Here is a 23,212-nt window from a genome sequence, read left to right on the forward strand (position 1 = left end):
CATGTCATGTGTGTCTGTATCGAACGTGAGCTATTCATGCGTCGAGACCTCCGCTCCGACGGCGGTACCGGGCGAACACGGCGACTACGGCGAGCGCACCGAAGCCGGCCACGGGCCCGAACCCGGGACCGATCCCCGAGCTGCCCGCCGTCGTGATGGTTTCGTTCCCGCCGGGGACCGTCGCCGTCGGCGTCGGCGTTGGTTCGGGCGTCGGCACCTGCCACTGGTCGAGCGGGTCGACGTCCGGCTGTTCCCACTGGTGGACCGGGTATGAATCGGTGGTCGACCAGATGTTGGCGAAGTCGAACCCCTCGAGCGCCTCGCCGGCGTCCTCACCGGTCATCTCGTCTGTGGTGAGTCTGGTCCCGGTTTCCTCGTCCCCGCCCAGCGGAGTCACCGCAGTTCCCGCGGCCTCGGCGTCCCAGTAGACGTCGACCATCGTTCCCCCGTTCCGGCCCGCGAGACTGCCGTTTCGTTCCGACCGCTTGACGGTGCTGGCTGCGAACGACGAGGTGATCGTCCCGCGGTTGGTCCCGGTGAGTCCGCCGACGGTCGTCTCGCCGCCGACGGTGGCGCTCGCGTACGATGCGGTGACGGCGTTCCGATTGGATCCGACGAGACCGCCGACGTTCTCCTCGCCCGTCACGGTCCCGGTCGCGTAGGAGCCGCGAACCGGACCCTTACTGTATCCGGTGAGACCACCGACCGTTTCTTCGCCCTCGACCGTCGCGGAGGCCGCACACGCGACGATCTGGCCCTCGTTGTTACCGACGAGTCCGCCCGTGTTCTCGCGAGCGCCGTACACCTCACCTCCGGCCGACGACCCGGTGATCGAGCCCTTGTTCAGGCCAACGAGGGCTCCGACGTTCTCGTCGCCGTTCACTCGCGCGCCCGTCAGTGAGACGTTCTGTACGGTCCCCTCGGAAGCGCCGAACAGACCGATCTCGCTCTCGCTCGGCCGGATGATCGTCAGGCCGTCGATCTCGTAGCCTCGCCCGTCGAACGACCCCGTGAACCGCTCGTCGTCGTTTCCGACCGGCTCGAAGCCGTTGCCGGCGTTCCACGTCTCCGTCTCGCCGGCGTCGACGTCCGACGCGAGCGCGTAGTGGGCCGACAGGTCCTGGTTCATCGCCTGCAGTTCGTCGGCGTCCGTGATCACGTACGGATCGTCGAGCGTCCCGCTACCCGCGAGCGACGAAAGCGGTGCTCGCGGCGTGTCGGTCTCCTCCTCCTGTGCCGCGCCCGCGGCCCCGGCGAACGGTCCAGCGGCCGAGACCACCAGTAACGCGGCGAACACGACCACACCCAGGCGGTCTGTTCCCACCGTCACGTTCATTCGCTATCCACCCCGCCCGTGTCGATTCGTCTGTCGTATCCAGTCATCGTTCTCGTCTATCGCTGATCGCGTCCGCTCCGAACCGCCGCGACGAGCCCGAGCAGCGCGAGGAGGGCCGCCGTCGCGCCGAAGCCGGCCCCGTCGTCGCTGGTCGCCGTCGCGTCGTCTTCGCCGCTCGATTCGTCGTCACCACTCGCAGCGTCGCCGTCACCGCCGTCGCTGTTCGACGAGGTGGTCCCCGCCGACGCGTCGACTTCGAGGGTCGTCGTGCCGGTCCACTCGGAATCGCCGCCTGTCACTGTGTGGTCGACGGACTCGCCGTCTTCCGGCGCCGTGGCTTCGAACGTGACGGTCGTGCCGTCGGCCGGCACTTCCACGGTCTCAGTCGCGACGGAACTGCCGCCGACGCTGTAGGCGACCTCGGTGTTCAGCGGCAGGCCACCGGTGTTGGCCAGCGTCACCGTCACCTCGTAGCTCTCGCCGGCGCCGACGGATTCGGGCACCGACGCACTCTCGACGGAGACGGTCCCCATCTCGGCAGCGGTGAGCGCTCCGGCGCTCGCGTCACCGACAGCCAGTTCGTACTCGCCGGCAGTCTCCGGCGCGTAGTCGAACGAGACGGTCCGTCCGTCCGCTGGCACGACGACGTCTTTGCTCGCGACGGCATCGCCGTTGGCCGTCAGTTCGACCGTGTGGCTCGCAGCGGCGTCGCCGGCGTTCTCCAGCGTCGCCTCGACCGTCGTCGCGTTGCCGAGCGCGAGCGTGCTCTCGGACAGCGTCGCCGAACCGACGCTCGTCTCGGGTTCCTCGACGACGGTCAGTTCGCCGAGGCCGGTGTCGTTGATCGCCACGGGATACGTACCCGTCGCGGGCGCGGACCAGTTGAACTGCAGCGAGCGCGTACTGTGGCCCGGAACCGTGACGGTCCGGGTCTCCTCGAGCGTGCCGTTGACCGACAGGAGCACGTCGAACTCGCCGTCTGCGCCGCCGTCGTTCGTCAGCGTCACGTCGACGGGCGCGGCCGTCTCTGACCCGACGCTGTCGTACCGGAGCGCGGCGTCGTCGACGGAGATGTCCGGCGGTGTGACCACCGAGACGACCGCGCTGTCGGAGTGGTCGGCGACCGTCGCGGTCACCTCGACCGGTCCGGTTCCGGACGTGGAGACGGACCCGGCGTCCACCGACAGGTGCGACTGGTTCGCGTCGTAGTCGGCCGTCCCCGTCACCGCGACGGTGCGGCCGTCCGTAAGTGCCACCGAGGCCGTCGCCGTCGTGGGCCGGTCGACGATAATCTGATCGGGGATCGATAGCGAGACGGCGTCGACCTGTGCCTGGAGCACCGGGTACTCGTCGGTCGGCGCCCAGAACGTCGACGTGTCGAGCGCCGGCATGTTCTCGACGGCCGACTGGCCGGTCATCTCTGCAGTCGTCAAGCCCGTCGCGTCCGACTCGGAACCGGATCGATCCCTGCCGACTGCGTCGTCCATGCCCGACGACTCCACGTCCCAGTAGCCGTCGCTGGTACCGCCGTCCGACGATCCGACGACTCCTCCGACTCGGTTCTCACCGTCGACGGTACCAGCAGAATACACGGACGTCATACTCGCGTCTTCCATTTCGCCCACGAGCCCGCCGACGTCGTTCGTCCCGCTGACCGAACCAGTCGCGTACGCGTTGCGAACTGTCCCTTCGTTGTTTTGTCCGGCGAGGCCGCCGACCCGGGATTCCGCACTGACGTCTCCGGTGGCCGACACGCTAGCGAGCGTCCCTGCGTTGAGCCATCCGACGAACCCGCCAGTGTTCGTACTGGCGTCAACCGCCACACTCGCGGACGAATCGGTCACCGCCCCCGAGGCACTGATTCTCCCGACGGCACCGCCCGTGTTGGACTCACCCTCGACACTTCCGCTGACCGCTACATCGCGGACCGTTCCGTCGACGTAGCCAGCCAGTCCGCCGACGGGTTTGTCACCTCGAACGGACAGGCCGGTCAGCGTGACGTGGGACACACGGCCCTCCTCGCCGATCCGACCGAACAGCCCGACGTGGGACTCGCCGCCGCGGCGGACCGTCAGCCCGTCGATAGTGTGATTCTGACCGTCGAATGCCCCCGTGAAGTGGGTTCCCCCCTCCCCGATCGGGTCGAAGCCGTTCCCGTTGTTCCACGAGCTCGTCCCGCTCGCGTCAATATCGTCGACGAGCACGTAGTGACCCTCCAGGTCTTCGTTCATCGCTTGCAGTTCCGTCGCGTTGGAGATCTCGTACGGGTCCTCCTGCATCCCGCTTCCTGGTATCTGTGTGAGGGTCGGCGCCTCCACAGCGCCAGTCGGCTGGCCGCCCGGTAGGGCGACGGCGCCCACCGCTGTGGCCGGCCCGGTTGCGACGATACAGAGCGTGATCAGTATGAGGGTGGTCAGAGACTGTACCTCACGTGCATTCTGAGTGATGATGTTCATGTTACTGGTTCGTGGGCGTTACAGCGGCGCATGGGGTTGGTAGGCTCCGGAGAGACAACCGACGATGGCAGAACCGGTCGGCACGTCTGAGTCGTCGGTTGAGGTGGTTTCATAAAAACACAATTCGAGAAGCGATAGAGCCGCCAGCTCTATCGCGCGATGATTATCTCGCCGTTCGGTTCCTCGTCCTTGAAGTTCCCCGAACTCGGCGGTTCGATCTCGATCTTCACTTTCCCGCGCTGCTGGTCGGGTCGCCACTCGGGAGTCACGTCTCCACTGACGCCTGACGCTTCCCCGTTCTTATCAGTGGAGTCTTCCGCCACTACCGGTTGATCGATCGTCAGTGAACCCCCGACGATGAGAACTTGGGCGTTCTGGACCGGGTCGCCGCTTTTCGTCGTGACGGTGATACTGTCGAGGTTGACTGTGACGGGAGAACCATCACCGTTCGAGTCTTCCTGCACCGCGTCGGCGCCGTATTCGATCGTCACTTCCTCCTGACCGACCGGGCCGATCCCCCCGAGGATCTGCATCATGACCGCGAGGCTCGCGACGCCCACGACGAGGGCGATCACCAGCCGTATCGGTAGTCCTTCGATAGCTCGTTCGTCCCCGTGTAGCGATCTTGTGGACCGCATGCCGGTCTTGGCCCCGCCATCGTACTTAAACCTTGAACCGAAGCTACAAGTACGGCGAGCGAACTATCGTCCCCCGTGACATTCGTAATCGGACGTGGGCAGGGGGATGTCGAGGAGGGGCCGTCCGGACATCTGGGGACCTACCGAGCGCTCGACGGGTCGGACGGGGCTCCGCTGCACCTCGACCTCGATGGACCCCACGCGATGCTCATCGTCGGCAAGCGCGGCTACGGGAAGTCCTACACGCTCGGGGTCGTCGCCGAGTCGCTCTCGCGGGCTCACGGCGTGGCGCCGGTCATCGCCGACCCCATGGGCGTGTTCCCGACGCTCGGCGAAGCCTCCAGGGGTGACCCAGTCCCCGCCGACGTCATCTCCGATCCGCAGGTGACGCCGACGACGCTAGACCCGCGATCGTGGTGCGCGTTGCTGGATCTGTCCCCCGAGAGCGGCGCGGGTGGGCTCGTCTGGCAGGCCGCTCAGGACGAGGATACACTGGCTGCCATGCGCGAGCACATCGACGCCACCGACGCCCCCGGGACCGACAAGCGGGCGGCGATCAACCACATCAACCTCGCCGATTCGTGGGGTATCTTCGATCCCGAGGGGCTCTCGGCGCAGGACCTGGCCGGCGGCGAGGTCACTGTCCTCGACGTCTCCGGGCTCGACTCGGCGCCGATGAACGCCGTCGTCCGCGGGGTCGGCGAGGCGCTCTACCGGGCGCGGGTCAACGACGAGATCGCGCGGCTGCCGTGGTACATGCTCGACGAGGCCCACACGTTCTTCCAGGGCGTCGGCGAGGCCGCGCTGGAGACGATCCTGACCCGCGGTCGCGCGCCGGGCGTGAGCCTCGTCCTCGCGACCCAGCGGCCCAGCGCCGTCTCGGACGTCGCCATCTCCCAGTCCGACGTGATCGTCTCCCATCGCCTGACCTCCGAGGAGGACCTCGACGCGCTGGAGGCCGCCCAGCCCACGTACATGAAGACCTCGCTGGACGAGCGGCTCCCGACGGGCACCGGCGAGGTGATCGTCATCGACGACGCCACCGAGACGGTCCACGCCGCGAACGTCCGGCGGCGGGAGACGCCCCACGGCGGGGACAGCCCGAACGCCAGCGACGTGGCACTCGACGACTGACCGGCCAGCCGTACCCGGCGCATCCGTCGCTGCCGGCGCATCCGTCGCGTCCGCCACGTTCCTCGCCACCGTGTCCGCAACGTTCATCGCCGTCGCGTTCCGGCGGCGAGTTGTGGTTTAAGTACGAAGACGGAGGCAAGGGGGGATATGAGCGACATCGAACGGCTCGACGAACGGCTGACCGCCGTCGAGCGGACGGTCGTCGACGGCGACCACGAACTCGACGAGCTGGCCGATCTCTCTTCGCTCGTCGAGGACGTCGACCGCCTCGAGGAGCGCCTCGACGACATCGAGCAGCGCCTGGCGGACGTGGAGTCGCGCTCGCAGGCGATGGAGGGGTTCGTCGGGAACATCCGTTCGGTTAACGAGGACATCGAGCAGCAGGCCGAGTCGGCGATGGCGACCGTCGACCGCCTCGAACAGCGAGTCGGAGAACTCGAAGCGACCGTCGGCGCCATGAACTCGGGCGGACACGCCGGCCACAGCGCCGCCCATCCGGGTGGGAACAGGGCAGGGACTCAGCCGCCGGCCGGGACCCAGCCGCCGAACGGGACCCGACCACCGAACGGAGGCGTCGGGGGGAACCAGCCACGGGCCGGGAACGGGGACCCAGCGCAGTCCCAGACGGAGAACGTGGGAACGGCCTCGTCGCCGTCCGACAACGGTGATGTTGACGACCCCGAGGAGTCGCTCAAACGGCTCTTCGACGACCACGGGCAGAACGGCGGGGCCCAGGGCAGTCAGGGCGGCCACCAGCAGGGCGGTGCTCAGCAGCCGGCCCAGGGGAGACAACAGGGTGCCGGCAGCCAGCCCGCGGCCGGGCGCCAGCGCGGCAGCCAACGGTCACCGACCGCGGAGGCCGACCAGCAGGCCATCGACGACCGGGTCGGGACCGGCGGGAGTGACGACGACGGGAGCGACGGCGGCTTCCTCACGTCGCTGCGGTCGAAGTTGCCGTGATACGCTACGTGCTGGCGGTGCTGTTGACGGTCGCGATCATCGGCATCTCGATGCCCGCGGTCGAGCAGGTCGTGGTCGACCGGAGCCAGAAACAGGTCGAGACCGCCGTCGCCGACATCGAGGTGGCGGCGACTTCGCTGATCGAACAGGAGACGCTCCCCCCGAAAGGAGTTCGCGGGCCACAGCGGGTCGTCGAGGCGCCGTTCCCGACGAAGGGGTACTTCTCGGCGCCGGTCCAGCGGATCGAGATCGAACTTGGGCCCGACGCGGAGTCCAGCGCGGTCCGGTACTGGGTCCAGGGCGGGCCCACGCGGACGGTGGCGGTCGACGCCCCGATAGTCAACGTGAACGACAACGACGTGAAGTTGGGACTGTCCACCGGGACCCAGCGGTTCGTCCTGACGCTGGAGTGGTCGGAGTCGCTAGACAAGCCGGTTGTGGTGCTCAGCCGTCCGGAATGCGCCGAAGCGGTCGATCCGGACTGCACGGCATAGACGGGACCGCTGGCGTCGCTTCTCTCGCGGCCACGGCCCGCCGTTCGGCCACCGCGGGCGTGTATAGTTTTAAATCCGAACGGGCGGCCACTCCCGGCATGTCGAAGGCGTCAGGGCTCTCCGTCGAGTCGGTGCTCGACTCCGTCGGTCTCGACGGGATCGCCGATCGGTTCCTCTCCGGGGGGGACACGGAGGCCTGTTCGTGCGAGCACGCGGTCGAGGAGGAGGTGCTCACCGTCGACGCGGCGGACTGCGACGGCGATCTGGGGACGAGCGACGCCTGTCGCCGGGCCGTCGTGGAGACGCTCGTCGACCACAAGGCGACGTCGCTGTTCGTCACGTCGGACGGGCTCAGGTACCGCTACGACGATCAGGCGGTCTCGCTGCTCGCGTCGGCGGGGCGGTTCATCGACCTGCTCGGTGACCGCGACGACCGCCTCAAGTCGGTCGCGGCGGAGGACCCCATCAGCGTCGCCGGCGAGCTGGCCGACCGCGTCGGTCCGGTCGCCGACATCGGCGCGCAGTCGGGACTGGTCGGCGCCGGCGCCGGCCTCAACGAGTACGAGACCGTTCTCGCACCGAACGTCGGACTGACGATCGGCCACTACTTCGTCGACCAGTCCGTCGGCGAGGGCGCGCGGCTGCAGGACGTGGTCGACCTCGACACCGGAAGTCAGGCGCGGGTGTACAGCCGGCCGGACAGCGTCCCCCTGTACGCGCTGGACCCGGTCGACATCTCGCTGTCGGTCGACCAGCGGACCCTCCTGCTTGACGGGTACGAGGCCATCGCACGCGGCCTCGTCGAGGGCGAACGGGCGGCCTCCCGGGCGATCGAGCGCGTCAGCGACGGGCCGACCGATCCGCTGTTGACCTCGATCCTCGCCAAGCACACGCGCGGGTACGGGGTTCTCGAAGACCTGTTCTCGGACCCCCGGGTGACCGACGTCTACGCGACTTCCCCGGTGGAGGACAACCCGATCCGCGTCGAGGTCGACGGGCAGGCGATGTCCACGAACGTCCACTTGACGCCCGCCGGGGGCGGGGCGCTGGCCTCCCGGATCCGCAAGACCAGCGGGCGCGCGTTCTCCCGCGCGACGCCGACCGTCGACGCGACGGCCCGGCTCGACAACGGCACCGGCGTCCGCATCGCGGGGGTCACCGATCCGGTCGCGGAGGGCGTCGCCTTCGCCTTCCGCGAGCAGGCCGAGGACACCTTCACGCTCCCGGCGCTCGTCGCCAACGGGACGCTCCCGGCGGAAGCGGCCGGATTCCTCTCGGTGGCGATCGAGCGCAACGCCGCCGCCCTGATCGCGGGGACGCGCGGCGCCGGGAAGACGACGCTGCTCGGGACGCTGCTGTACGAACTATCGGCCGACACGCGGACCGTCGTCATCGAGGACACGCCCGAACTCCCGGTCGGACAGCTCCAGACGGTCGATCGCGACGTCCAGGCGCTGCGGACCGGGACCGGCACCGGGCCGGAGATCACCGCCGCGGACGCGCTCCGGACCGCCCTCCGACTGGGCGACGGGGCGCTCGTCGTCGGGGAGATCCGCGGGGAGGAGGCGCAGGTCCTCTACGAGGCGATGCGGGTCGGCGCGAACGCCAACGCGGTGCTGGGGACCATCCACGGCGACGGCGCCGACGAGGTGTTCGAGCGCGTCGTCTCCGACCTGAACGTCCCGCCGTCGTCGTTCGGCGCGACCGACCTGGTGGTGACCGTCCAGGCGTACGAGACCGTCGACGGCCGCAAGCGCCGCCTCTCCGCTATCGAGGAGGTCATCGTCGACGACGACGGGATCCGCTTCGCGCCGCTGTACGAGATCGACGGCGACATCGCCCGGTCGACCAACCGGATCGACCGCGGTGAGAGCCGCTTCGTGGACCGGCTGACCGGACCGGCAGAGGCATACGCGGACATCCGACAGGCGGTCAAGCGGCGCGGCGACCGCCTCGAACAGCTCGCCGACGACGGACTGACCTCGCCGACGGAGGTCGCGGCGGCCTACGCCGGCCGCGGACTCGAGGAATGACTCGCCGGGAGCGACACCGATGAGCAAGACCGCACTGGCCATCAACGGGCTCGCACGGCTCTACCCCTACGAGGTCCAGACGAGCGAGGAACTGGTCGACGCGCTGACCTTCGTCGAGTGGCCCGTCGATCCCGAGACCCTCGTCCAGGCCGGTTTCGGTGCGGGGATCGTCACGCTCCTCGCGCTGATGCTGCCGGTTCTCGCCGGACTGGTGAGCCCGCTGTTCGCGGTGTTCGCGCTCCTGCTGGCTGTCGGGGCGATCCACGGGCTCCACACGGCGCCGGTGCTGGCCGCGGCGTTCCGTCGGACCGAGGCACTGGGCGAGACGCCAAACCTGGTCGGCCGGGCCGTCCTGCGGATGCAGATCCAGCCGGCCACCGAGACGGCGATCCGCTTCGCGGCCGACACGGGGTACGGCCCATTGGCCGAGAGCCTCGGGTCGCACATCGACCAGGCGATGGGGACGCCGCGGACCGGGCTGATCTCATTCGCGGAGGACTGGGCGAAGGACTTCCCCGCGCTGCGGCGGTCGGCGCACCTGCTCGCGACGGCCGAGGACGCGCCGCAGGCCGAGCGTGCGCGGACACTCGACCGATCGCTCGACGCCATCCTCAACGGCACCCGCGAGCAGATGGCGGAGTTCACCAACACCATCCGAAGTCCGACGACCGCGCTCTACGCCTTCGGCGTAATGTTGCCGATGGCACTCGTCGCGCTCGTTCCCGCCGTCTCGCTGGCCGGGATGGCAGTCACGATCACGCCCTTCGTCCTCATCTACAACCTGTTCCTGCCGGTCGGGCTGGTCGCCGCGAGCGTGTGGCTGCTCGTCAGGCGACCGGTCGCGTTCCCGCCCCCGGACATCGACCGCACCCACGACGACGTTCCCAACAAGATCTGGTGGCCGCTCGTGCTGGGCGCCGCCGTCGGCGGTGGTGCGGCCGCGGTGACGTACTTCGTCGGACCGCGCTACCTGACGCCCATCGCGGGGATCGGGCTCTCCGTCGGGACGGCGCTTTTGACCTTCTTCAAGCCCATCATGGAGGTCCGCCGCTACGTCAAGTCCGTCGAGGAACACCTCACCGACGCACTGTATCTCGTCGGCCGGCAGGTCTCGGAAGGCCAGGCGGTCGAATCGGCCATCGACCACGCGGGCGACCGCGTCCCGGGCGAGACCGGCGAGGTGTTCGAGCAGGCCGCGGGACTCCAGCGCCGACTCCACGTCAGCGTCGACGAGGCGTTCTTCGGCAAGCACGGTGCCCTCGAGGGAATTCCGAGCCCACGTGCGCGTGGGACGGCGTCGTTGTTGGCCATCGCCGCCGACGAGGGCCAACCCGCCGGCCGGGCGATCGTGTCGATGGCCGACCACCTCGAAGAGCTCCAGGAGGTCGAGAACGAAGCCAAACGGCAGCTCTCGATGGTCACCGGGACGCTCGACAACACGGCGGCGTTCTTCGGGCCGATGGTCGCCGGGTCCACGGTGGCGCTGGCCGAGGGAATGATCGGTTCCGGCGGGTTCGACGCCGCCGGCGAGATGGCGGCCGAACCGCTTCCTATCGACCAGCTCGGCCTCGTCGTCGGGGCGTACGTCGTCCTGATGTCGGTCATCCTGACGACGCTCTCGATCGGGCTCCGCCACGGGCTGGACCGCTCGCTGGTCGGCTACCACGTCGGCCGGTCGCTGGTCTCCTCGACGCCGATATACGTCCTCGCCGTCTTCTTCGTCGGCATGATCATGTGACCGACGATGGCGGCGGGAGACGGCGCAGGGCGGTGCGAGGTGCCACGGTGGCGGCACCCCGGAGGCGTCGGGCTGTGTGAGTTTAAATAGGGGAACGCGGCCAATGAGGGCATGGACTTGGAAGCGCCCGCCGACGCGTGGTACATCTTCCTGGGGGTGTCCATCGTCAGCGCGGCGATGTTCGGCGTGGTACAGGCGTTGCCGTCACAACCGCCGCCCGACGGCAACGTGGTCGCCAACACGGTCGACGAGGTCGCAGGGAGCGGCTACAACGCGTCAGGCACCTACGAACACGACGCCGACGAGTACTTCGTCGACAGCGAGGGGATCAGGCTCCGCAACGACGGTGGGGAGTCAATGGCGGCGGTCGCATACGGCGAACTGGCGCCCGTCTGGCCGGACGACGACCTGAAAGCGGTTCTCGACGGCGTGGACGTCAACGACGTCTACAGCGACCCGAGCGACTTCGAATCGGCCTACGAAGACAGTCAGGAGGCGGCGATAGACCGCCTCGAGGACGACGACGAGTCCGACTGGTTGCCCGCCGACGGGCGACTCAGGGTCCGACACGTCGTCTGGGACGATGTCCATGTTACGCTCGTCGACGTCTGACTGGCGCGCCCAGACGGAGCCGCTGGCCGCGCTGTTCGCCGTCAGCGTGATGGCTATCGCGATCGGCGTCTACGCGGGCTTCGTCACCGACACGCTCCCGGGGACGAGCGATCGGGACGTCACCACCGGCGCGGTCGACCGGATCTGGGACGAGATCAACGAGGCCGGGGTGTACGTCAAGGGGTCCGGCGAACTATCGGCCCTCGACCCGTCGGCGCTTCCCGAGGGATACTCCGTGTATCTGAACGTCACGGTCGCCAACGACGACGAGAGTATCGACCGGAAGCACGAAATCATCACGGAGGTGAGCTACGGGCCGTCGGGCGATACGATCGACGACATGCCCGGCCACATCGAGGAGAACGGAGTCCCCGACGAGAGCCAGTACGGGAGCCGCGCGATACCGGTGCAGTACGGGCCCGGTGACGTCCGAGGGGGACGGCTCCACGTCGTCGCCTGGCAGGAGTGAGCGGCGACCGACACACTCGTCGTCGGTGACAGGCGGATCGAGCTGGAGCAGCCAGTCCACGACTGTGAATTTGAAGACGGCGTCAGTATCGTTGTCACCGGTTCGTTCGGCAAGGGCGCGTGTTCCGGTCCGCTATCGAGATAATATATATGAAAATCCCAACCGTCCAGTACTGGTGACGTCCTGACTGGAACGTACGGCCACGGGACTGGCGGCGAAGAACTCGAATTACGAAAGATGCACACTGAAATCGAGTGCGAAGCACGGTTCGCATCGTACGAAACGGACAAACATTTCGAGAGAGCAGAATTTGCGTTCGACATCGGTGACGAGCGCTATCACAGCGATGAGGCCGGTCTGCAGACCCCTCCCGAGGCGGTCCCGCCGGAAACGGTCGGATCGGTGTATCCCGTACTGTATCGGGGCTCGATCACTCTGGCGGGTGACTCCGTTTCAGCGGATGTGACCGTCGAAGCGACGGGGATGTACGCACAACTACGGGGGGAACAATTTGACGGTGAGTTCGCTGACCACGCGTTCAAACTGTTCGCGGCCGACGGTACCGAGTGGGGACGGCTGTACCTTCCTGACGAGACGATCGCCGACTCGCTCGCTCGAATGGAACCTTGCTCCGTCGAGATCGAACTGGAGTTCGACCGTGAAGCGACGCTCGAAAAGACCGACTGTCCCGAAGCGGTGCCCGACGACCTCGATAGGTGAGCCAGGAATCGGACAGTCCTCGGAACCGCGGTCAGCGGACGACTCGACCTGACCGGCGGACCCGTCGCGGCTCGGCGTATTTCGCTGCCAGTGGAGCCGCGACTCCGAACAGCCAGCTGACCGAAACCCGTACCCGTCGCCGACGCGACAGTCTCACCCAATGGCCGGACCGTTCGCGGAGGATTCGATCGTCGTGAACCTCGAGACGGGGCGACCCGAGCGCTATCTCCGGTTCGAACCGGACGGGCTGGACGGGGATCGCTGGCTCCACCGCGCGGACCAGTTCGACGAGGACCTCGACCGGGAGGCCGTCGTCGAGCGGTACGCGCTGCCGGAGGCCGAGACCTACCGCGTCTCGGTGATCGAGGTGCCCGAGGGCGAGACGTTGCAGATGGGGTCCGTCGCGGCGCTGCACGGCCGCGAGGGCGGCGGCGACCTGGTGACGCCGGCGATCCGGGACACCGTACCCGACGACTGGGTGGTCGAGGAGACGACACTGGCTGACCTGCTCGAATGACCTGAGCGGCGCGGGCGAATGTCCGGACGGCGAGGGATGTCTGACGTAAAATACAAACCCTCAGCGACCGGGAGACAGTGTATGGGACTAATGAGCAAGATCCTCGGGGAATCAGGCGGTAGTCGCCACAAGGACGACTACGTGGAAATCGAGAGTGACAACGTGGACGCAGGGGGGGCCGCGACCCGGATGGAACTCCGGATCGCGAAGATCGGTGACAAGCAGGACGTCATCGACATCAAAGACGCCGTCTACGACGGCGACGTGGTCATCGCCGATATCACGCGTCACACGACCCAGGACCGGACGATGGAACACATCACGGACGAACTCAAGCAGGTCGCCAACGAGGTCGGCGGCGACATCGCTCAGAAAGGCGACGACCAGCTTATCATCACGCCCCACGGCGTCGCGATCAACCGCGACCCGCTCGGGCAGTAAGCCTCGCGTCCGGCCGATCTCGCCGCGAAGTCTGCGGCACCCTTCTCGATTCGACCGGCCGGTGTCGGGGGGCACGCGGTCGGGTCGCGGGCTTCGCGTGGGCTGCCCGCTCGCCAGAAAGCATTTACCGGGGCCGCCGGTTTGCGTGTGTGACCGCCTCGTTCGAGGTGGTGGCTGACAGGAACTGTGGACGGCCCTACCCATGACCACAGTTTCGACGGCCCCGCCGGGATACTTCGTCGTCGCCTCCGGGAAGGCGATGTGTGACACTAAGTGACACACGTATTTAGGGGTACCGCGGGTCAGGGCAAGTACTGACTGGGATTCTCGTCGAACTGCGGACGAACCCTCCGGCCGGAAAACGAGCCTACACCTGGTCGGCCTCGTCGGGGCTGTCCTCGACGGAGCGTTTCATCGAGTCGCGACGGCTCTTGGCGTCGCGACCGGTCGCTTCGAGCAGGAAGTCGTTCTTCGCGTCGACCGCGTCGGCCGCCGCGTCGGCGTTCCCCTCTGCGATGACTTCCTCGGCGGGTCGCTCCTCGAAGTCGACCGCCAGTTTGTCTTTCTTGCCGCTGTACTCGACGGCCCCCGCCGTGATGCGCTTGAAAACTGGGTTGTCCGGGTCCTCGACCACGTACAGGTCGCTTCCCTTGAACTCCTCCGTGGTGGAGATGGTCCCGAAGTAATCCTCGATCTTCGCCTCCATGTCTTCGATACGCTCTTCGAGGTGCTCTCCCCGACGCATCTTGTACTCCCGCATGGACGACCCTTTGCAAGCCCCGTTCTTACCTTTTTCGAGCGCGCGACCAGAGCGAGACAGTCGGCCGCCGTCGGTCACTCCTCGCTGTTGGTGCCGCTACTCCTCGTCGCTCGTGGCCCCGCCCTCGGGTTCGAGCAGCGTACCGCGGTGACACTCGGGACAGAAGTCCCCCGCTCGCAGCGACGTTGCGTCGGCCTCGGTCGTGAACCCGCACTCCGAGCACTTGAACATCCCCTCCGGGACGGTCACCGAGTGCCCTTCCTCGTCGTCGAGCGCCGGGCCGGAGAAGCCGTCGTCGGCCGGTTCGTCCTTGAGCGTCGCCTCGGGCCACTCGCCCATGGCGTCGTCGCCGGTCCCCGTTTCCTCTTCTTCGGGCCAGGCCCCGGTACTCCGGTCGTTCGCCGGTTCGACGTCGTCCGCGGTCGCGCTCGCCGCCTCGCCGTCCGCCTCAGCCGACGCCGTCCCGACGTCCGGAGTCTCGACGTCCACGTCCGCGTCGGCCGCGGGCGACGAGGTGTCTGCGTCCGCGTCCGATCCGCTCGGGCTGTCGTCGAGGATCTCCACTTCGTCGGATTCGCCCGCCCGCTCGGCGGGATCTGTCGGTTCTTCGGGCCACTCGCCGGGGTCGCGGTCGTCGGCCTCGTCGTCGTCGTCCGCGTCGCCTTCCCGGTCGTCGTCCGGGCTTGCCTCGGGCTCCTCCTCGTCTTCGTCGGGCCACTCGCCGGGGTCGCGGTCGCTCTCGGCGTCGCCGATGATGACCGCGTCGTCGTCTTCGGCGTCGGTTTCGACCGGCGCGTCGGACTCGGCGTCGGGGATCGCCGACTCCGCGCCGCGGGCCTCGGCCTGGGCCGAGGACTCCTCGCCGCTGTCGTCGTCGCCGAGGATGACGGCGTCGTTGGCCTCCGACGTGCCGGCGTCGGCCGTCTCGAGATCGGCGCCGTCGTCGCTCGCATCCGTGCCGTCGTCGGTGGGCGTCGCCGCGAACTCGTCGGCCGACCCGTCGCTCTCGTCGCCCGCTGAGTCCGTAGTGTCGGCGTCGGCGTCGACGTCGTCGGGGGCTTCGAGCGTCGTCACTTCCTTGTTCTCGGAGACGACGCGGGATTCGCCGCAGCGGGAACAGGTCTCCACCTCGGTGATGGTGATGACTACTTCCGTCCCCTCCTCTTCGCGCTCCCGCTCGACAGTGGTCTCCCCGAAACTGTGTCCCAGGAGCGAACACTTGATACTCATTACCACGTGTTCGTCGCCTCCGAAACATAAGCGTGCTGCTTGGCCGAACGCCGAGCGTCCGGCGATTGGGAGCGGTTCTCGGGGACGGCGAACCCCCCGCGGGCGCGGGGATAAGCGTAAGACCCGTCGCGTCGAAGACGATAGCATGAGGGCGAAACCGGAGTACCGCGACCGCGACGACGTGGAGGTCGCGGTCCTCGACGCGCTGGCCGACCGGCGCGAGGAGGGGATGACAGTCTTCGAACTCCGGTCCCGGGTGGAAGTGGACATCGATACCCTGGAATCGGCGCTGGCCGACCTGAAGGAGGACGAACTCATCGAGGCCACCGAGGAAGACCGCCGCACGGTCATCGTCCCCGAGGAAGGCGTCGTCGGCCCCGACGACGCCGGCGACGACTCGTTTATCGGCCAGATCCGCGAACGCCTCCCCTTCTAGATCCCGCTCGCGCAGTCGACCGCAGCCCCGCCCGACGCGATCGACCGGTCAGTCGTCGACGGGTACCGCCGCGCAGTTGTTCGGACCGAGTTCCAGCTCGAAGGCATCGTCCTCGTCGACCGACTCGCGGCCGAGGTTGATCGCGACGATTCGCTCGTGGTTGGCCGGTCGCGGTGGCGTCCGCTCGGTGATCCGCGAGACGAACGCGTCCTCGTCACGCGCGAAGACGGGCAGCTCTCGACAGTCACCCAGTCGGGCCGTCACCGTTCCGTCGTCACCCGGGACGGCTCCTTCCCCGTGGTGGCCGGGCGCGACGACCGTCTCGTCCGGGAAGCGCGCGAACCGCTCGGTGAGCGTCCGGTAGAGATTGCGAGCAAACGCGGGTGCATCGTCGGTCGCTTCGAGGTCCGGACGGGCGACGCCGTCGACGAAGAGGGTGTCGCCGGTGAGCAGCGCGTCCCCGACGGCGAAGGCGGTCATCCCGGTCGTATGCCCCGGCGCGTGGACGGCCTCGACCGACAGGTCGCCGACTCGCAGTTGTTCGCCGTCGGCGACGGTCTCGACGTCGTAGCTGACGCCGCGGTCGACGGCAGTCTCGGGCATCACCGGCGTCGCGTCGGTTGCTTCGGACAGTTCGCACAGGCCGCTGACGTGGTCGGCGTGGACGTGCGTGTCGACGACGTACTCGATTTCGACGCCGCGCTCGCGAGCATCGGCGACGTAGCGGTCGGTGAACGCCCGCAGCGGGTCGACGATCGCGGCTTTCCCCTCCGAGATGATCGCGTACCCCAGACACCCGCTGGACGGCCGGCGGTACTGGACGAGGCTCCCGTCGGACTCGTTCGGGACTGCATCGCTCACTTCGGCGGACAGCAGGAGTCGCGCCCACCCTTCCATCCCGCCGGTGAGGTTCCGCGCGTCGTGTCCCGCATCGGCCAGTTCCGCCGCGACTTCGGCACTGGCTTCCCCGCGCGCGCAGACGACCGTGATCGGCCCCTCGCCCTCGACGTCGGCGACGAATCCGTCGAGGTCGCCCGTCACCTGCGCCTGCACGAAGCGGTTGTAGGGCTTCTGCGTGACTGTGACGGGCTGTCCCGCGAGCCGCCACTGCTCGACCTCGCCGCGGTTGCGCAGGTCGAGGATGCGGACGGGATCCCCGGCGTCGATTCGAGCCTGTAGCGTCGCCGGGTCGATCGTCGGTGTGTCGCCGGTCATGGTTCTGGATAGTCTCGGCGGCAGTATAAGGTCGCGGCCGATCCGCTGTTCCTGGTCGAGTCGACGAGGAAGCCGGTCGAATCGGAGTGACCGTACCCGCAGGGTATACTGAGCATGGAAAGCCCTCGGCACGCTCGCTAGCAGTGAGTGTTACCGCAGCAATCGTTGGGAGTTGAAAGTCCTCGGCGGGCTCGCGGTCGCTGCGGCGGGATATCCGCGCTCTCGGCACCGCCCGCGCGGATAGGGCCCGCGCAGACGACTGAACTGCACGCGAGCCCACCTCGCCTGTTCAGTCCACCAGGGACAGCAACCGCGACTGCACAGCACCGCAGACAGCCACACCCTCCCCAACCGATTCCCTCGCACGATGCTGTCGCGAGATGAAACTCGCGACAGCGCGCGCCACCGCATTTCGTTCGTTCGGTCGGCTGAATGGTGCGTTGATTCCCCTAGCGAGCGCCCTGCTTCACCCATGTTTTTGCCCCGGGGGCGCCGACGGCCGGCAATGAGCGACTGGGACGTCTATCTCGTCACGCAGGAGAACCTCTCGGCGGGCCGAACACCGGCCGAAATCGTCGAAGCGGCCATCGCCGGGGGCGTGGACGTGGTGCAACTGCGGGAGAAAGACCGGAGCGCGCGGGAGCGCTACCGTCTCGGGCAGGAACTGCGCTCGCTGACGCGCGAGGCCGGCGTGACGCTGATCGTCAACGACCGGGTGGACCTCGCGCGCGCGGTCGACGCCGACGGAGTCCACCTCGGCGACGACGACCTGCCGATCTCGGTCGCGCGCGAGCAACTGGGGCCAGAGGCCGTCGTCGGCCGCTCGGTCTCGTTCGTCGAGGACGCCCGCCGCGCCGAGGAAGCGGGGGCCGACTACCTCGGCGTCGGCGCCGTCTACGAGACCGGTTCCAAGGACGACATCGACGACGACGAGTACGGGATCGGTCCCGAACGCGTCGAAGCCATCGCCGAGGCGGTCGACATCCCCGTCGTCGGGATCGGCGGCGTCACCGCCGACAACGCTGCACCGGTGATCGAGGCCGGTGCCGACGGCGTCGCGGTCGTCACTGAGATCACGCGGGCCGACGACCCCGAGGCCGCCACGCGCCGACTCGGCGAGGTCGTCGCGGGCGCGCGCGAGGACTAAATTTTCCCCGCGGCGACCCACGTTCCGACATGGGCGACCGACGCAGTCGCGAGGAGCGACTCGCCGCCGACCTCGAATCGATCGCGAGCCAGCTGCGGGCGGGCGAGGCGACCCTGCACGGCTATCGCGTCGACCTCGATTCGGCCGGCCGCGTTCAGCAGGGCGGGATCACCTGCAAGGACGGCTGGTTCGCCTTCGAGTTCGACGAGCGACGCGAACAGTAACTGGCGAACGAGCGGTAATCGGCAAACGAACGGGGAGCGACGCGAGCGGTAACCGTCGCGGAGTCCCCCTAGCTATTCGGCCGGCCACTCCTTACGGAGGCGCGTGCAGGACCCTCGCGCCGTCGTCCGGCCGGCAATCGGACGCCGCCGGGCGCTGTTCGCCGTGCTCGCCATCGTCTTCATCGACCTGCTCGGCTTCGGCGTCGTCATCCCGATCCTCCCCTTCTACGTGCGCGATTTCGGCGCGAGCGACGTCGTCTACGGACTGCTCGCGGCGTCGTACTCACTGCTGCAGTTCGTCTTCGCGCCGCTGCTCGGCCAGCTCTCCGACAGCCGCGGCCGCCGCCCCGTGCTCATGATCTCGCTGGCGGCCAACGCGGTGGCGTGGACGGTGTTCGGCCTCGGCGGCGAAGTCGGGGCGGCCGTCGGCACGACCGCCGGGCTGGCGACGCTCTTTCTCGCGCGGATGCTCGCCGGCGCGATGGGCGGCAACATCGCCACCGCACAGGCCTACATCGCGGACGTGACGCCCGCCGACCGCCGCGCCGGCGCGCTGGGGCTCGTCGGCGCCGCCTTCGGCCTCGGGTTCGTCTTCGGCCCCGCGCTGGGATCGATACTGGCAAGCGACGCCGTCGTCGCCGGTGCCGACGCGGTCTTCCCGGAATTCCTGCCGGCGACGCGCTTCTCGCTGCCGAGCTTCGGCGCGGCCCTGTTGAGCCTCGTCGCGTTCGCCGCGACGTGGGCGTTCCTGCCCGAACCCGACCGCCACGCGGGGCCGGCCCGTCGACCGCGCGTGATCGGCCAGTTCGTCGACGCCTTCCGGGACGCGACCATGCGGCCGCTCGTCGCGGCGTTCCTCGTCGCGTCGGTCGCGTTCTCGGGCGTGCAGGTCGCCTTCATCCCCTACGTCGCCGACGTGTACGGGTACGACGCCTCCCAGGCGGGTCTGCTGCTCACCTACGTCGGCGCGCTCGCCGTGTTCAACCAGGGCGTTCTCGTCGGGCGGTTGGCCCGCCGCGTACCCGCCCGCCGGCTCGCTATCGCCGGCGCGCTCCTGCTGGTCGTCGCGCTCGCCTCGTTCCCCTTCTCGCCGGAGATCGGACGCGCGCTCCTCGGCGACACCGCCGTGTTCGGGTTCGGTTCCCGGGTGATCGCGCTGCTGGGCGCACTGACGGTGCTGTCGCTGGGCAACAGCCTGTTGACCGTCGCGCTGACGACGCTGGTCTCGCTCGCGGCCAGCGCCGAGCGCCAGGGGAGCGCCTTCGGCGTCACGCAGGGCGCGGGAAGCCTCGGTCGGACCGTCGGCCCGCCGATCATGACCGGGCTGTACGCGGTCGTGGTCTACTGGTCGCCGTTCGTCCTCGGCGCCGCACTGACGGTCGGCATCGTGGCACTTCTGGCGACGGTCACCGTCGCCGAGACGTCGGTCGGCGAGGCCGTCGAGCCCGTCGACTGACCGCCCCGGCCCTCACTGATACTCCCCCCGTCGTCCCATCAGTCCAGCGACGAGTTTGAGTAGCAGGCGGCTGAATGGCCGGTATGAGCACGTGGACTGCCGCCGACGTTCCCGACCTCACGGGGAAGACGGTCGTCGTCACCGGGGCCAACAGCGGCCTCGGATACGAGGCGACGCGGCTGCTCGCCCGGGAGGGCGCGACGGTCGTGATGGCCTGCCGGAGTACCGACCGCGGCGCGGACGCCGCCGCCGAGATCCGCGGGGAGGTCCGCGGCGCCGACCTCGACGTCCGCGAGTGCGATCTCGCTGACCTCGAATCGATCGAGTCGTTCGCCGACGGCCTGCTCGCCGACTACGACGAACTGCACGTCCTCTGCAACAACGCCGGGGTGATGGCCATCCCGCGCGCTGAGACCGACGACGGCTTCGAGACGCAGTTCGGCGTCAACCACCTCGGCCACTTCGCACTGACCGGGCACCTGATCGACCGCATCGTTGAGACGCCGGGCGAGACGCGCGTTATCACCCAGTCCAGCGGCGTCCACGAGGCCGGAGAGATCGACTTCTCCGATCTCAACCACGAGCACGCCTACGACAAGTGGGAGGCCTACGCCCAGTCGAAACTCGCCAACGTCTGCTTCGCCTACGAACTCCAGCGCCGACTGACCGACGCGGGGATCGACGACACGATCTCGGCGGCCTGCCACCCCGGCTACGCCGCGACCGAGTTACAGGGTCGCGGCCCCTCCGAGGAGGGGTCGACGCTCAAACGCTACGCCATGGAAGCGCTCAACGCCGTCGTCGCCCAGTCGGCCGAGATGGGTGCGCTCCCGCTGGTCTACGCGGCCACGGCGCCCGACGTGGTCGGCGGCGAGTACGTGGGCCCCGGTGGACTGTTCGGGATGCGCGGCTACCCCGAGCCACAGCGCTCCAGCGACGCCTCCTACGACGTCGAGAGCGCGGAGCGCCTCTGGACGATCTCGGAGGTGCTGACCGACGTGACCTACGACTTCGACGCGCTCACGGCGACGATCGAGGCGTGACCCTCACCTCGCGTCGTCACCGGCGCGCAGTCGGCCGTCGGCGTTGAAAGACGGCGATCAGCGGTCCGGATCGAACAGGGCTGCGTGGTCGGTCACGAACGTCTCCAGGTCCCGCGGCGGTCGGCCGAGCACCCGTTCCACGTCGTCGGTCACCCGGCCGGCGAGGCCGAGTCGCGCCGTCGTGTATATGCCGGCCATCGTCAGCGCGAACCCGAGCGAGCGGCCACGCCCCAGTTCGTGCCGGAGGAACGCCGGGATCGACGGGGCCTCGTAGGTCACTTCGCGGCCGAGTACCGACGAGAAGACCCCGGCCGCCTCGTGGTACGTCAGCGCCTCGGGGCCGGTCAGGTCGTACGCCCGGTCCCGGTGTCCGGGCTCGGTCAGGGCCACCGCGCCGACTTCCCCCACGTCGCGGGCGTCCACGAAACTCGTCTCCCCGTCGCCCGCCGGGACGACGAGCCGGCCGGCGCGAACGTCCTCGCGGTGGACCTCGCTGAAGTTCTGTGCGAAAAACGAGGCCCGCAGGTGCGTGTGGCCCATCGCCGAGGCCTCGACGTGCTTCTCGATCCGCCGGTGGGGGAGCAGCGGGTTCTTCTCGGCGCCGAGCACCGAGAGGGTGACCACGTGGTCGACGCCCGTCCGTTCGGCCGCGTCGAGAAAAGGAAGGATTGACCGGCCGACGCGCGTCGCCGTCGGCGGCCGCACGAGGAACAGCCGGTCGACGCCGTCGAGCGCCCGTCCCCACGTCTCCGGGTGGTCGAAGTCGAACGCGACCGGCGTCGCCCCGGACGGGAACTGGCAGTCGTCGCGGTCCGGGCTCCGGGACGCTGCGACGACCGGCGCGTCGCGTTCGCAGAGCGCCGCGACGACGACCGAGCCGACCCGGCCGGTCGCGCCCGTCACGAGTATCGATCCGGTCGCCTCGTCGTCGCGGCCTGTCGGGGTCGTCATCGGTCTCCAGCGCCGGCTTACCAGTTCCAGGGACCCCACTCGGGGTCGATCTCGCGGTGGCGGCGGTCGATGGAGTCGATCAGCTCGACGTCTTCCTCGTCCAGTTCGAGGTCCGCCGCGGCGAGGTTCTGCGCCATGTGCTCGCGGCTGCTCGCCTTCGGGATGGCCGCGACGTTGTCGTGGGAGAGCACCCACGCGAGGCTGACCTGCGCCGGCGTCGCGTCGTGCTTCTCGGCGACTTCCTGTACCTCGGGCGCTTCGAGCGCCGCGCCCTTCCCCAGCGGCGAATAGGCGACCAGCCGGTGGTCGTGTTCCTGGGCATACTCGACGAGTTCCTCCTGGGGGAGCAGCGGATGCATCTCGACCTGATGGGCGAAGATCGGTACGTCGAGGAACTCCCGCGCCTCGTCGAGCAGCTCGGGCGTGAAGTTCGAGAGCCCGATGTTGCGTGCCTTCCCCTCCTCGTAGGCGGCCTCGAACGCCGGGAGGACCTCCTCGTGACTGTAGATGCCAGTGGGCCAGTGGACGTAGAGCAGGTCCACGGCGTCGACGCCGAGGCGGTCGAGACAGCCGTCGATGGCCTCGGGTACTTGCTCGGGTTCGGGCGGGACGTCGTGGTGGACGGTCTTCGTCGAGAGCCAGATGTCCTCGCGGTCGACGTCGCTGTCGCGGATCCCCCGGCCGACGTACTGTTCGTTCTCGTAGACGTGCGCGGTGTCGACGTGGCGAAAGCCCACGTCGAGCGCCGTGGCGACGTTCTCGCGCCACTGGTCGCGGTTGTCGTCCGAATACGTACCGAGCCCCAGTCGCGGCAGCGAATCGAGCGGCATGGACCGCTGTTGTGCCGATGGCCGTTTCACTGTTCGGTATCCGGAAGCCGAGACGACTATCGACTGATGGGCAGCCCTCCGTCGACGGGTTCACCGACGAACTCGTTCCACTCAGACCGTCGTCCCGCAGGCGCGACAGCGCGCCCGCTCCGCCGACGGGTCGAACGCCAGCGCGATCTCGCCGCAGTTAGGACAGCCCCTGTCGCCGTCGGCGCGGAAACTCAGTCGGCCTCCCGAAATTCCCGGACTGCTCGGCCGCGAACTCTCTGACTTGCTCATGGTGTGGTAAAATCTAACACGATACAAAAGCGCTGTGTGCAATCACCCGTCCATTCCTAATACACTGAATACGGGATCGTAGCGGACGGACGA

Annotated in this window: 24 protein-coding genes; 15 read left to right on the forward strand and 9 right to left on the reverse strand. The window is 68.5% G+C overall.

Annotated elements, in window-relative coordinates:
* Positions 1–34: 34 nt before the first annotated feature.
* The 3 genes from AB2U09_RS19375 to AB2U09_RS19385 form a co-directional block, all read right to left on the reverse strand.
* Positions 35–1,336: a M26 family metallopeptidase gene (locus tag AB2U09_RS19375; RefSeq protein WP_459194390.1), complete on the reverse strand. Its 1,302-nt coding sequence runs from the start codon at positions 1,334–1,336 to the stop codon at positions 35–37.
* Between the two features lie 56 nt (positions 1,337–1,392).
* Complete coding sequence (locus AB2U09_RS19380) at positions 1,393–3,792, reverse strand: GLUG motif-containing protein (RefSeq protein WP_459194391.1); 2,400 nt, start codon at positions 3,790–3,792, stop codon at positions 1,393–1,395.
* Between the two features lie 149 nt (positions 3,793–3,941).
* On the reverse strand, positions 3,942–4,430 hold the full coding sequence (locus AB2U09_RS19385; protein WP_459194392.1) for a hypothetical protein: 489 nt from the start codon (positions 4,428–4,430) through the stop codon (positions 3,942–3,944).
* 75 nt (positions 4,431–4,505) lie between these two features.
* Between AB2U09_RS19385 and AB2U09_RS19390 the strand changes: the two genes are divergently transcribed.
* From AB2U09_RS19390 to AB2U09_RS19435, 10 genes are all read left to right on the forward strand, one after another.
* Positions 4,506–5,564 (forward strand): ATP-binding protein, encoded by a 1,059-nt coding sequence (locus tag AB2U09_RS19390; RefSeq protein WP_459194393.1) that lies wholly within the window; start codon positions 4,506–4,508, stop codon positions 5,562–5,564.
* Between the two features lie 147 nt (positions 5,565–5,711).
* Complete coding sequence (locus AB2U09_RS19395) at positions 5,712–6,524, forward strand: DUF7310 family coiled-coil domain-containing protein (protein WP_459194394.1); 813 nt, start codon at positions 5,712–5,714, stop codon at positions 6,522–6,524.
* The gene (locus tag AB2U09_RS19400; RefSeq protein ID WP_459194395.1) at positions 6,521–7,018 is read left to right on the forward strand and encodes a DUF7311 family protein; all 498 of its coding nucleotides are present in this window, start codon (positions 6,521–6,523) and stop codon (positions 7,016–7,018) included. The genes AB2U09_RS19395 and AB2U09_RS19400 overlap by 4 nt, the downstream gene beginning before the upstream one ends.
* A 98-nt stretch (positions 7,019–7,116) precedes the next feature.
* Positions 7,117–9,051, forward strand: a complete 1,935-nt coding sequence (locus AB2U09_RS19405; RefSeq protein ID WP_459194396.1) for an ATPase, T2SS/T4P/T4SS family — start codon at positions 7,117–7,119, stop codon at positions 9,049–9,051.
* A gap of 19 nt (positions 9,052–9,070) precedes the next feature.
* A complete protein-coding gene (locus tag AB2U09_RS19410; RefSeq protein ID WP_459194397.1) occupies positions 9,071–10,789 on the forward strand; it encodes a secretion system protein in 1,719 nt (572 codons plus the stop codon).
* A 111-nt stretch (positions 10,790–10,900) separates the two neighbouring features.
* Positions 10,901–11,401: a DUF7283 family protein gene (locus AB2U09_RS19415; RefSeq protein ID WP_459194398.1), complete on the forward strand. Its 501-nt coding sequence runs from the start codon at positions 10,901–10,903 to the stop codon at positions 11,399–11,401.
* Positions 11,379–11,870 (forward strand): DUF7285 family protein, encoded by a 492-nt coding sequence (locus tag AB2U09_RS19420; RefSeq protein ID WP_459194399.1) that lies wholly within the window; start codon positions 11,379–11,381, stop codon positions 11,868–11,870. Before AB2U09_RS19415 ends, AB2U09_RS19420 begins: the two co-directional genes overlap by 23 nt.
* A 462-nt stretch (positions 11,871–12,332) precedes the next feature.
* Positions 12,333–12,590, forward strand: coding sequence for a hypothetical protein (locus AB2U09_RS19425; protein WP_459194400.1), 258 nt, complete (start codon positions 12,333–12,335; stop codon positions 12,588–12,590).
* 160 nt (positions 12,591–12,750) lie between these two features.
* The gene (locus tag AB2U09_RS19430) at positions 12,751–13,107 is read left to right on the forward strand and encodes a hypothetical protein (RefSeq protein ID WP_459194401.1); all 357 of its coding nucleotides are present in this window, start codon (positions 12,751–12,753) and stop codon (positions 13,105–13,107) included.
* A gap of 81 nt (positions 13,108–13,188) precedes the next feature.
* Complete coding sequence (locus AB2U09_RS19435) at positions 13,189–13,548, forward strand: cell division protein SepF (RefSeq protein WP_459194402.1); 360 nt, start codon at positions 13,189–13,191, stop codon at positions 13,546–13,548.
* A 367-nt stretch (positions 13,549–13,915) separates the two neighbouring features.
* On the opposite strand, the gene AB2U09_RS19440 is transcribed toward AB2U09_RS19435, so the two are convergent.
* Positions 13,916–14,308 carry a DUF5611 family protein gene (locus AB2U09_RS19440; protein ID WP_459194403.1) on the reverse strand — a complete coding sequence of 131 codons (393 nt, stop codon included), beginning with the start codon at positions 14,306–14,308 and terminating at the stop codon, positions 13,916–13,918.
* Positions 14,309–14,404: 96 nt separating this feature from the next.
* On the reverse strand, positions 14,405–15,538 hold the full coding sequence (locus tag AB2U09_RS19445) for a DUF7093 family protein (protein ID WP_459194404.1): 1,134 nt from the start codon (positions 15,536–15,538) through the stop codon (positions 14,405–14,407).
* A gap of 145 nt (positions 15,539–15,683) precedes the next feature.
* Here AB2U09_RS19445 and AB2U09_RS19450 point away from each other — a divergent pair, with 145 nt between their 5' ends.
* On the forward strand, positions 15,684–15,974 hold the full coding sequence (locus tag AB2U09_RS19450) for a DUF6432 family protein (protein ID WP_459194405.1): 291 nt from the start codon (positions 15,684–15,686) through the stop codon (positions 15,972–15,974).
* A 48-nt stretch (positions 15,975–16,022) separates the two neighbouring features.
* Here AB2U09_RS19450 and AB2U09_RS19455 read toward each other — a convergent pair whose 3' ends face one another.
* Positions 16,023–17,189: an MBL fold metallo-hydrolase gene (locus AB2U09_RS19455; protein ID WP_459194406.1), complete on the reverse strand. Its 1,167-nt coding sequence runs from the start codon at positions 17,187–17,189 to the stop codon at positions 16,023–16,025.
* Between the two features lie 505 nt (positions 17,190–17,694).
* Here AB2U09_RS19455 and thiE point away from each other — a divergent pair.
* From thiE to AB2U09_RS19475, 4 genes are all read left to right on the forward strand, one after another.
* Positions 17,695–18,336 (forward strand): thiamine phosphate synthase, encoded by a 642-nt coding sequence (gene thiE, locus AB2U09_RS19460; protein ID WP_459194407.1) that lies wholly within the window; start codon positions 17,695–17,697, stop codon positions 18,334–18,336.
* Between the two features lie 29 nt (positions 18,337–18,365).
* A complete protein-coding gene (locus AB2U09_RS19465) occupies positions 18,366–18,560 on the forward strand; it encodes a hypothetical protein (RefSeq protein ID WP_459194408.1) in 195 nt (64 codons plus the stop codon).
* A gap of 103 nt (positions 18,561–18,663) precedes the next feature.
* Positions 18,664–20,016 (forward strand): MFS transporter, encoded by a 1,353-nt coding sequence (locus tag AB2U09_RS19470; protein ID WP_459194409.1) that lies wholly within the window; start codon positions 18,664–18,666, stop codon positions 20,014–20,016.
* 83 nt (positions 20,017–20,099) lie between these two features.
* Entirely contained in the window at positions 20,100–21,059 is a 960-nt protein-coding gene (locus tag AB2U09_RS19475) for an oxidoreductase (RefSeq protein WP_459194410.1), read from the forward strand.
* A gap of 57 nt (positions 21,060–21,116) precedes the next feature.
* Here the strand turns inward: AB2U09_RS19475 and AB2U09_RS19480 are convergent, their stop codons facing one another.
* The 3 genes from AB2U09_RS19480 to AB2U09_RS19490 form a co-directional block, all read right to left on the reverse strand.
* A complete protein-coding gene (locus tag AB2U09_RS19480; RefSeq protein WP_459194411.1) occupies positions 21,117–22,010 on the reverse strand; it encodes an SDR family oxidoreductase in 894 nt (297 codons plus the stop codon).
* Positions 22,011–22,027: 17 nt separating this feature from the next.
* Positions 22,028–22,840: an aldo/keto reductase gene (locus AB2U09_RS19485; RefSeq protein ID WP_459194412.1), complete on the reverse strand. Its 813-nt coding sequence runs from the start codon at positions 22,838–22,840 to the stop codon at positions 22,028–22,030.
* 111 nt (positions 22,841–22,951) lie between these two features.
* The gene (locus AB2U09_RS19490; RefSeq protein ID WP_459194413.1) at positions 22,952–23,119 is read right to left on the reverse strand and encodes a hypothetical protein; all 168 of its coding nucleotides are present in this window, start codon (positions 23,117–23,119) and stop codon (positions 22,952–22,954) included.
* Between the last annotated feature and the right edge of the window lie 93 nt (positions 23,120–23,212).

Source organism: Halosimplex yunnanense, assembly GCF_054504345.1.

Bases quoted from the DNA above. Each gene is read 5' to 3' on its own strand.
- AB2U09_RS19375 (WP_459194390.1), bottom strand. From the start codon at position 1,336: ATGAACGTGACGGTGGGAACAGACCGCCTGGGTGTGGTCGTGTTCGCC.
- AB2U09_RS19380 (WP_459194391.1), bottom strand. From the start codon at position 3,792: ATGAACATCATCACTCAGAATGCACGTGAGGTACAGTCTCTGACCACC.
- AB2U09_RS19385 (WP_459194392.1), bottom strand. From the start codon at position 4,430: ATGCGGTCCACAAGATCGCTACACGGGGACGAACGAGCTATCGAAGGA.
- AB2U09_RS19395 (WP_459194394.1), top strand. From the start codon at position 5,712: ATGAGCGACATCGAACGGCTCGACGAACGGCTGACCGCCGTCGAGCGG.
- AB2U09_RS19405 (WP_459194396.1), top strand. From the start codon at position 7,117: ATGTCGAAGGCGTCAGGGCTCTCCGTCGAGTCGGTGCTCGACTCCGTC.
- AB2U09_RS19410 (WP_459194397.1), top strand. From the start codon at position 9,071: ATGAGCAAGACCGCACTGGCCATCAACGGGCTCGCACGGCTCTACCCC.
- AB2U09_RS19415 (WP_459194398.1), top strand. From the start codon at position 10,901: ATGGACTTGGAAGCGCCCGCCGACGCGTGGTACATCTTCCTGGGGGTG.
- AB2U09_RS19420 (WP_459194399.1), top strand. From the start codon at position 11,379: ATGTTACGCTCGTCGACGTCTGACTGGCGCGCCCAGACGGAGCCGCTG.
- AB2U09_RS19430 (WP_459194401.1), top strand. From the start codon at position 12,751: ATGGCCGGACCGTTCGCGGAGGATTCGATCGTCGTGAACCTCGAGACG.
- AB2U09_RS19435 (WP_459194402.1), top strand. From the start codon at position 13,189: ATGGGACTAATGAGCAAGATCCTCGGGGAATCAGGCGGTAGTCGCCAC.
- AB2U09_RS19440 (WP_459194403.1), bottom strand. From the start codon at position 14,308: ATGCGGGAGTACAAGATGCGTCGGGGAGAGCACCTCGAAGAGCGTATC.
- AB2U09_RS19445 (WP_459194404.1), bottom strand. From the start codon at position 15,538: ATGAGTATCAAGTGTTCGCTCCTGGGACACAGTTTCGGGGAGACCACT.
- AB2U09_RS19450 (WP_459194405.1), top strand. From the start codon at position 15,684: ATGAGGGCGAAACCGGAGTACCGCGACCGCGACGACGTGGAGGTCGCG.
- AB2U09_RS19455 (WP_459194406.1), bottom strand. From the start codon at position 17,189: ATGACCGGCGACACACCGACGATCGACCCGGCGACGCTACAGGCTCGA.
- thiE (WP_459194407.1), top strand. From the start codon at position 17,695: ATGAGCGACTGGGACGTCTATCTCGTCACGCAGGAGAACCTCTCGGCG.
- AB2U09_RS19465 (WP_459194408.1), top strand. From the start codon at position 18,366: ATGGGCGACCGACGCAGTCGCGAGGAGCGACTCGCCGCCGACCTCGAA.
- AB2U09_RS19475 (WP_459194410.1), top strand. From the start codon at position 20,100: ATGAGCACGTGGACTGCCGCCGACGTTCCCGACCTCACGGGGAAGACG.
- AB2U09_RS19480 (WP_459194411.1), bottom strand. From the start codon at position 22,010: ATGACGACCCCGACAGGCCGCGACGACGAGGCGACCGGATCGATACTC.
- AB2U09_RS19485 (WP_459194412.1), bottom strand. From the start codon at position 22,840: ATGCCGCTCGATTCGCTGCCGCGACTGGGGCTCGGTACGTATTCGGAC.
- AB2U09_RS19490 (WP_459194413.1), bottom strand. From the start codon at position 23,119: ATGAGCAAGTCAGAGAGTTCGCGGCCGAGCAGTCCGGGAATTTCGGGA.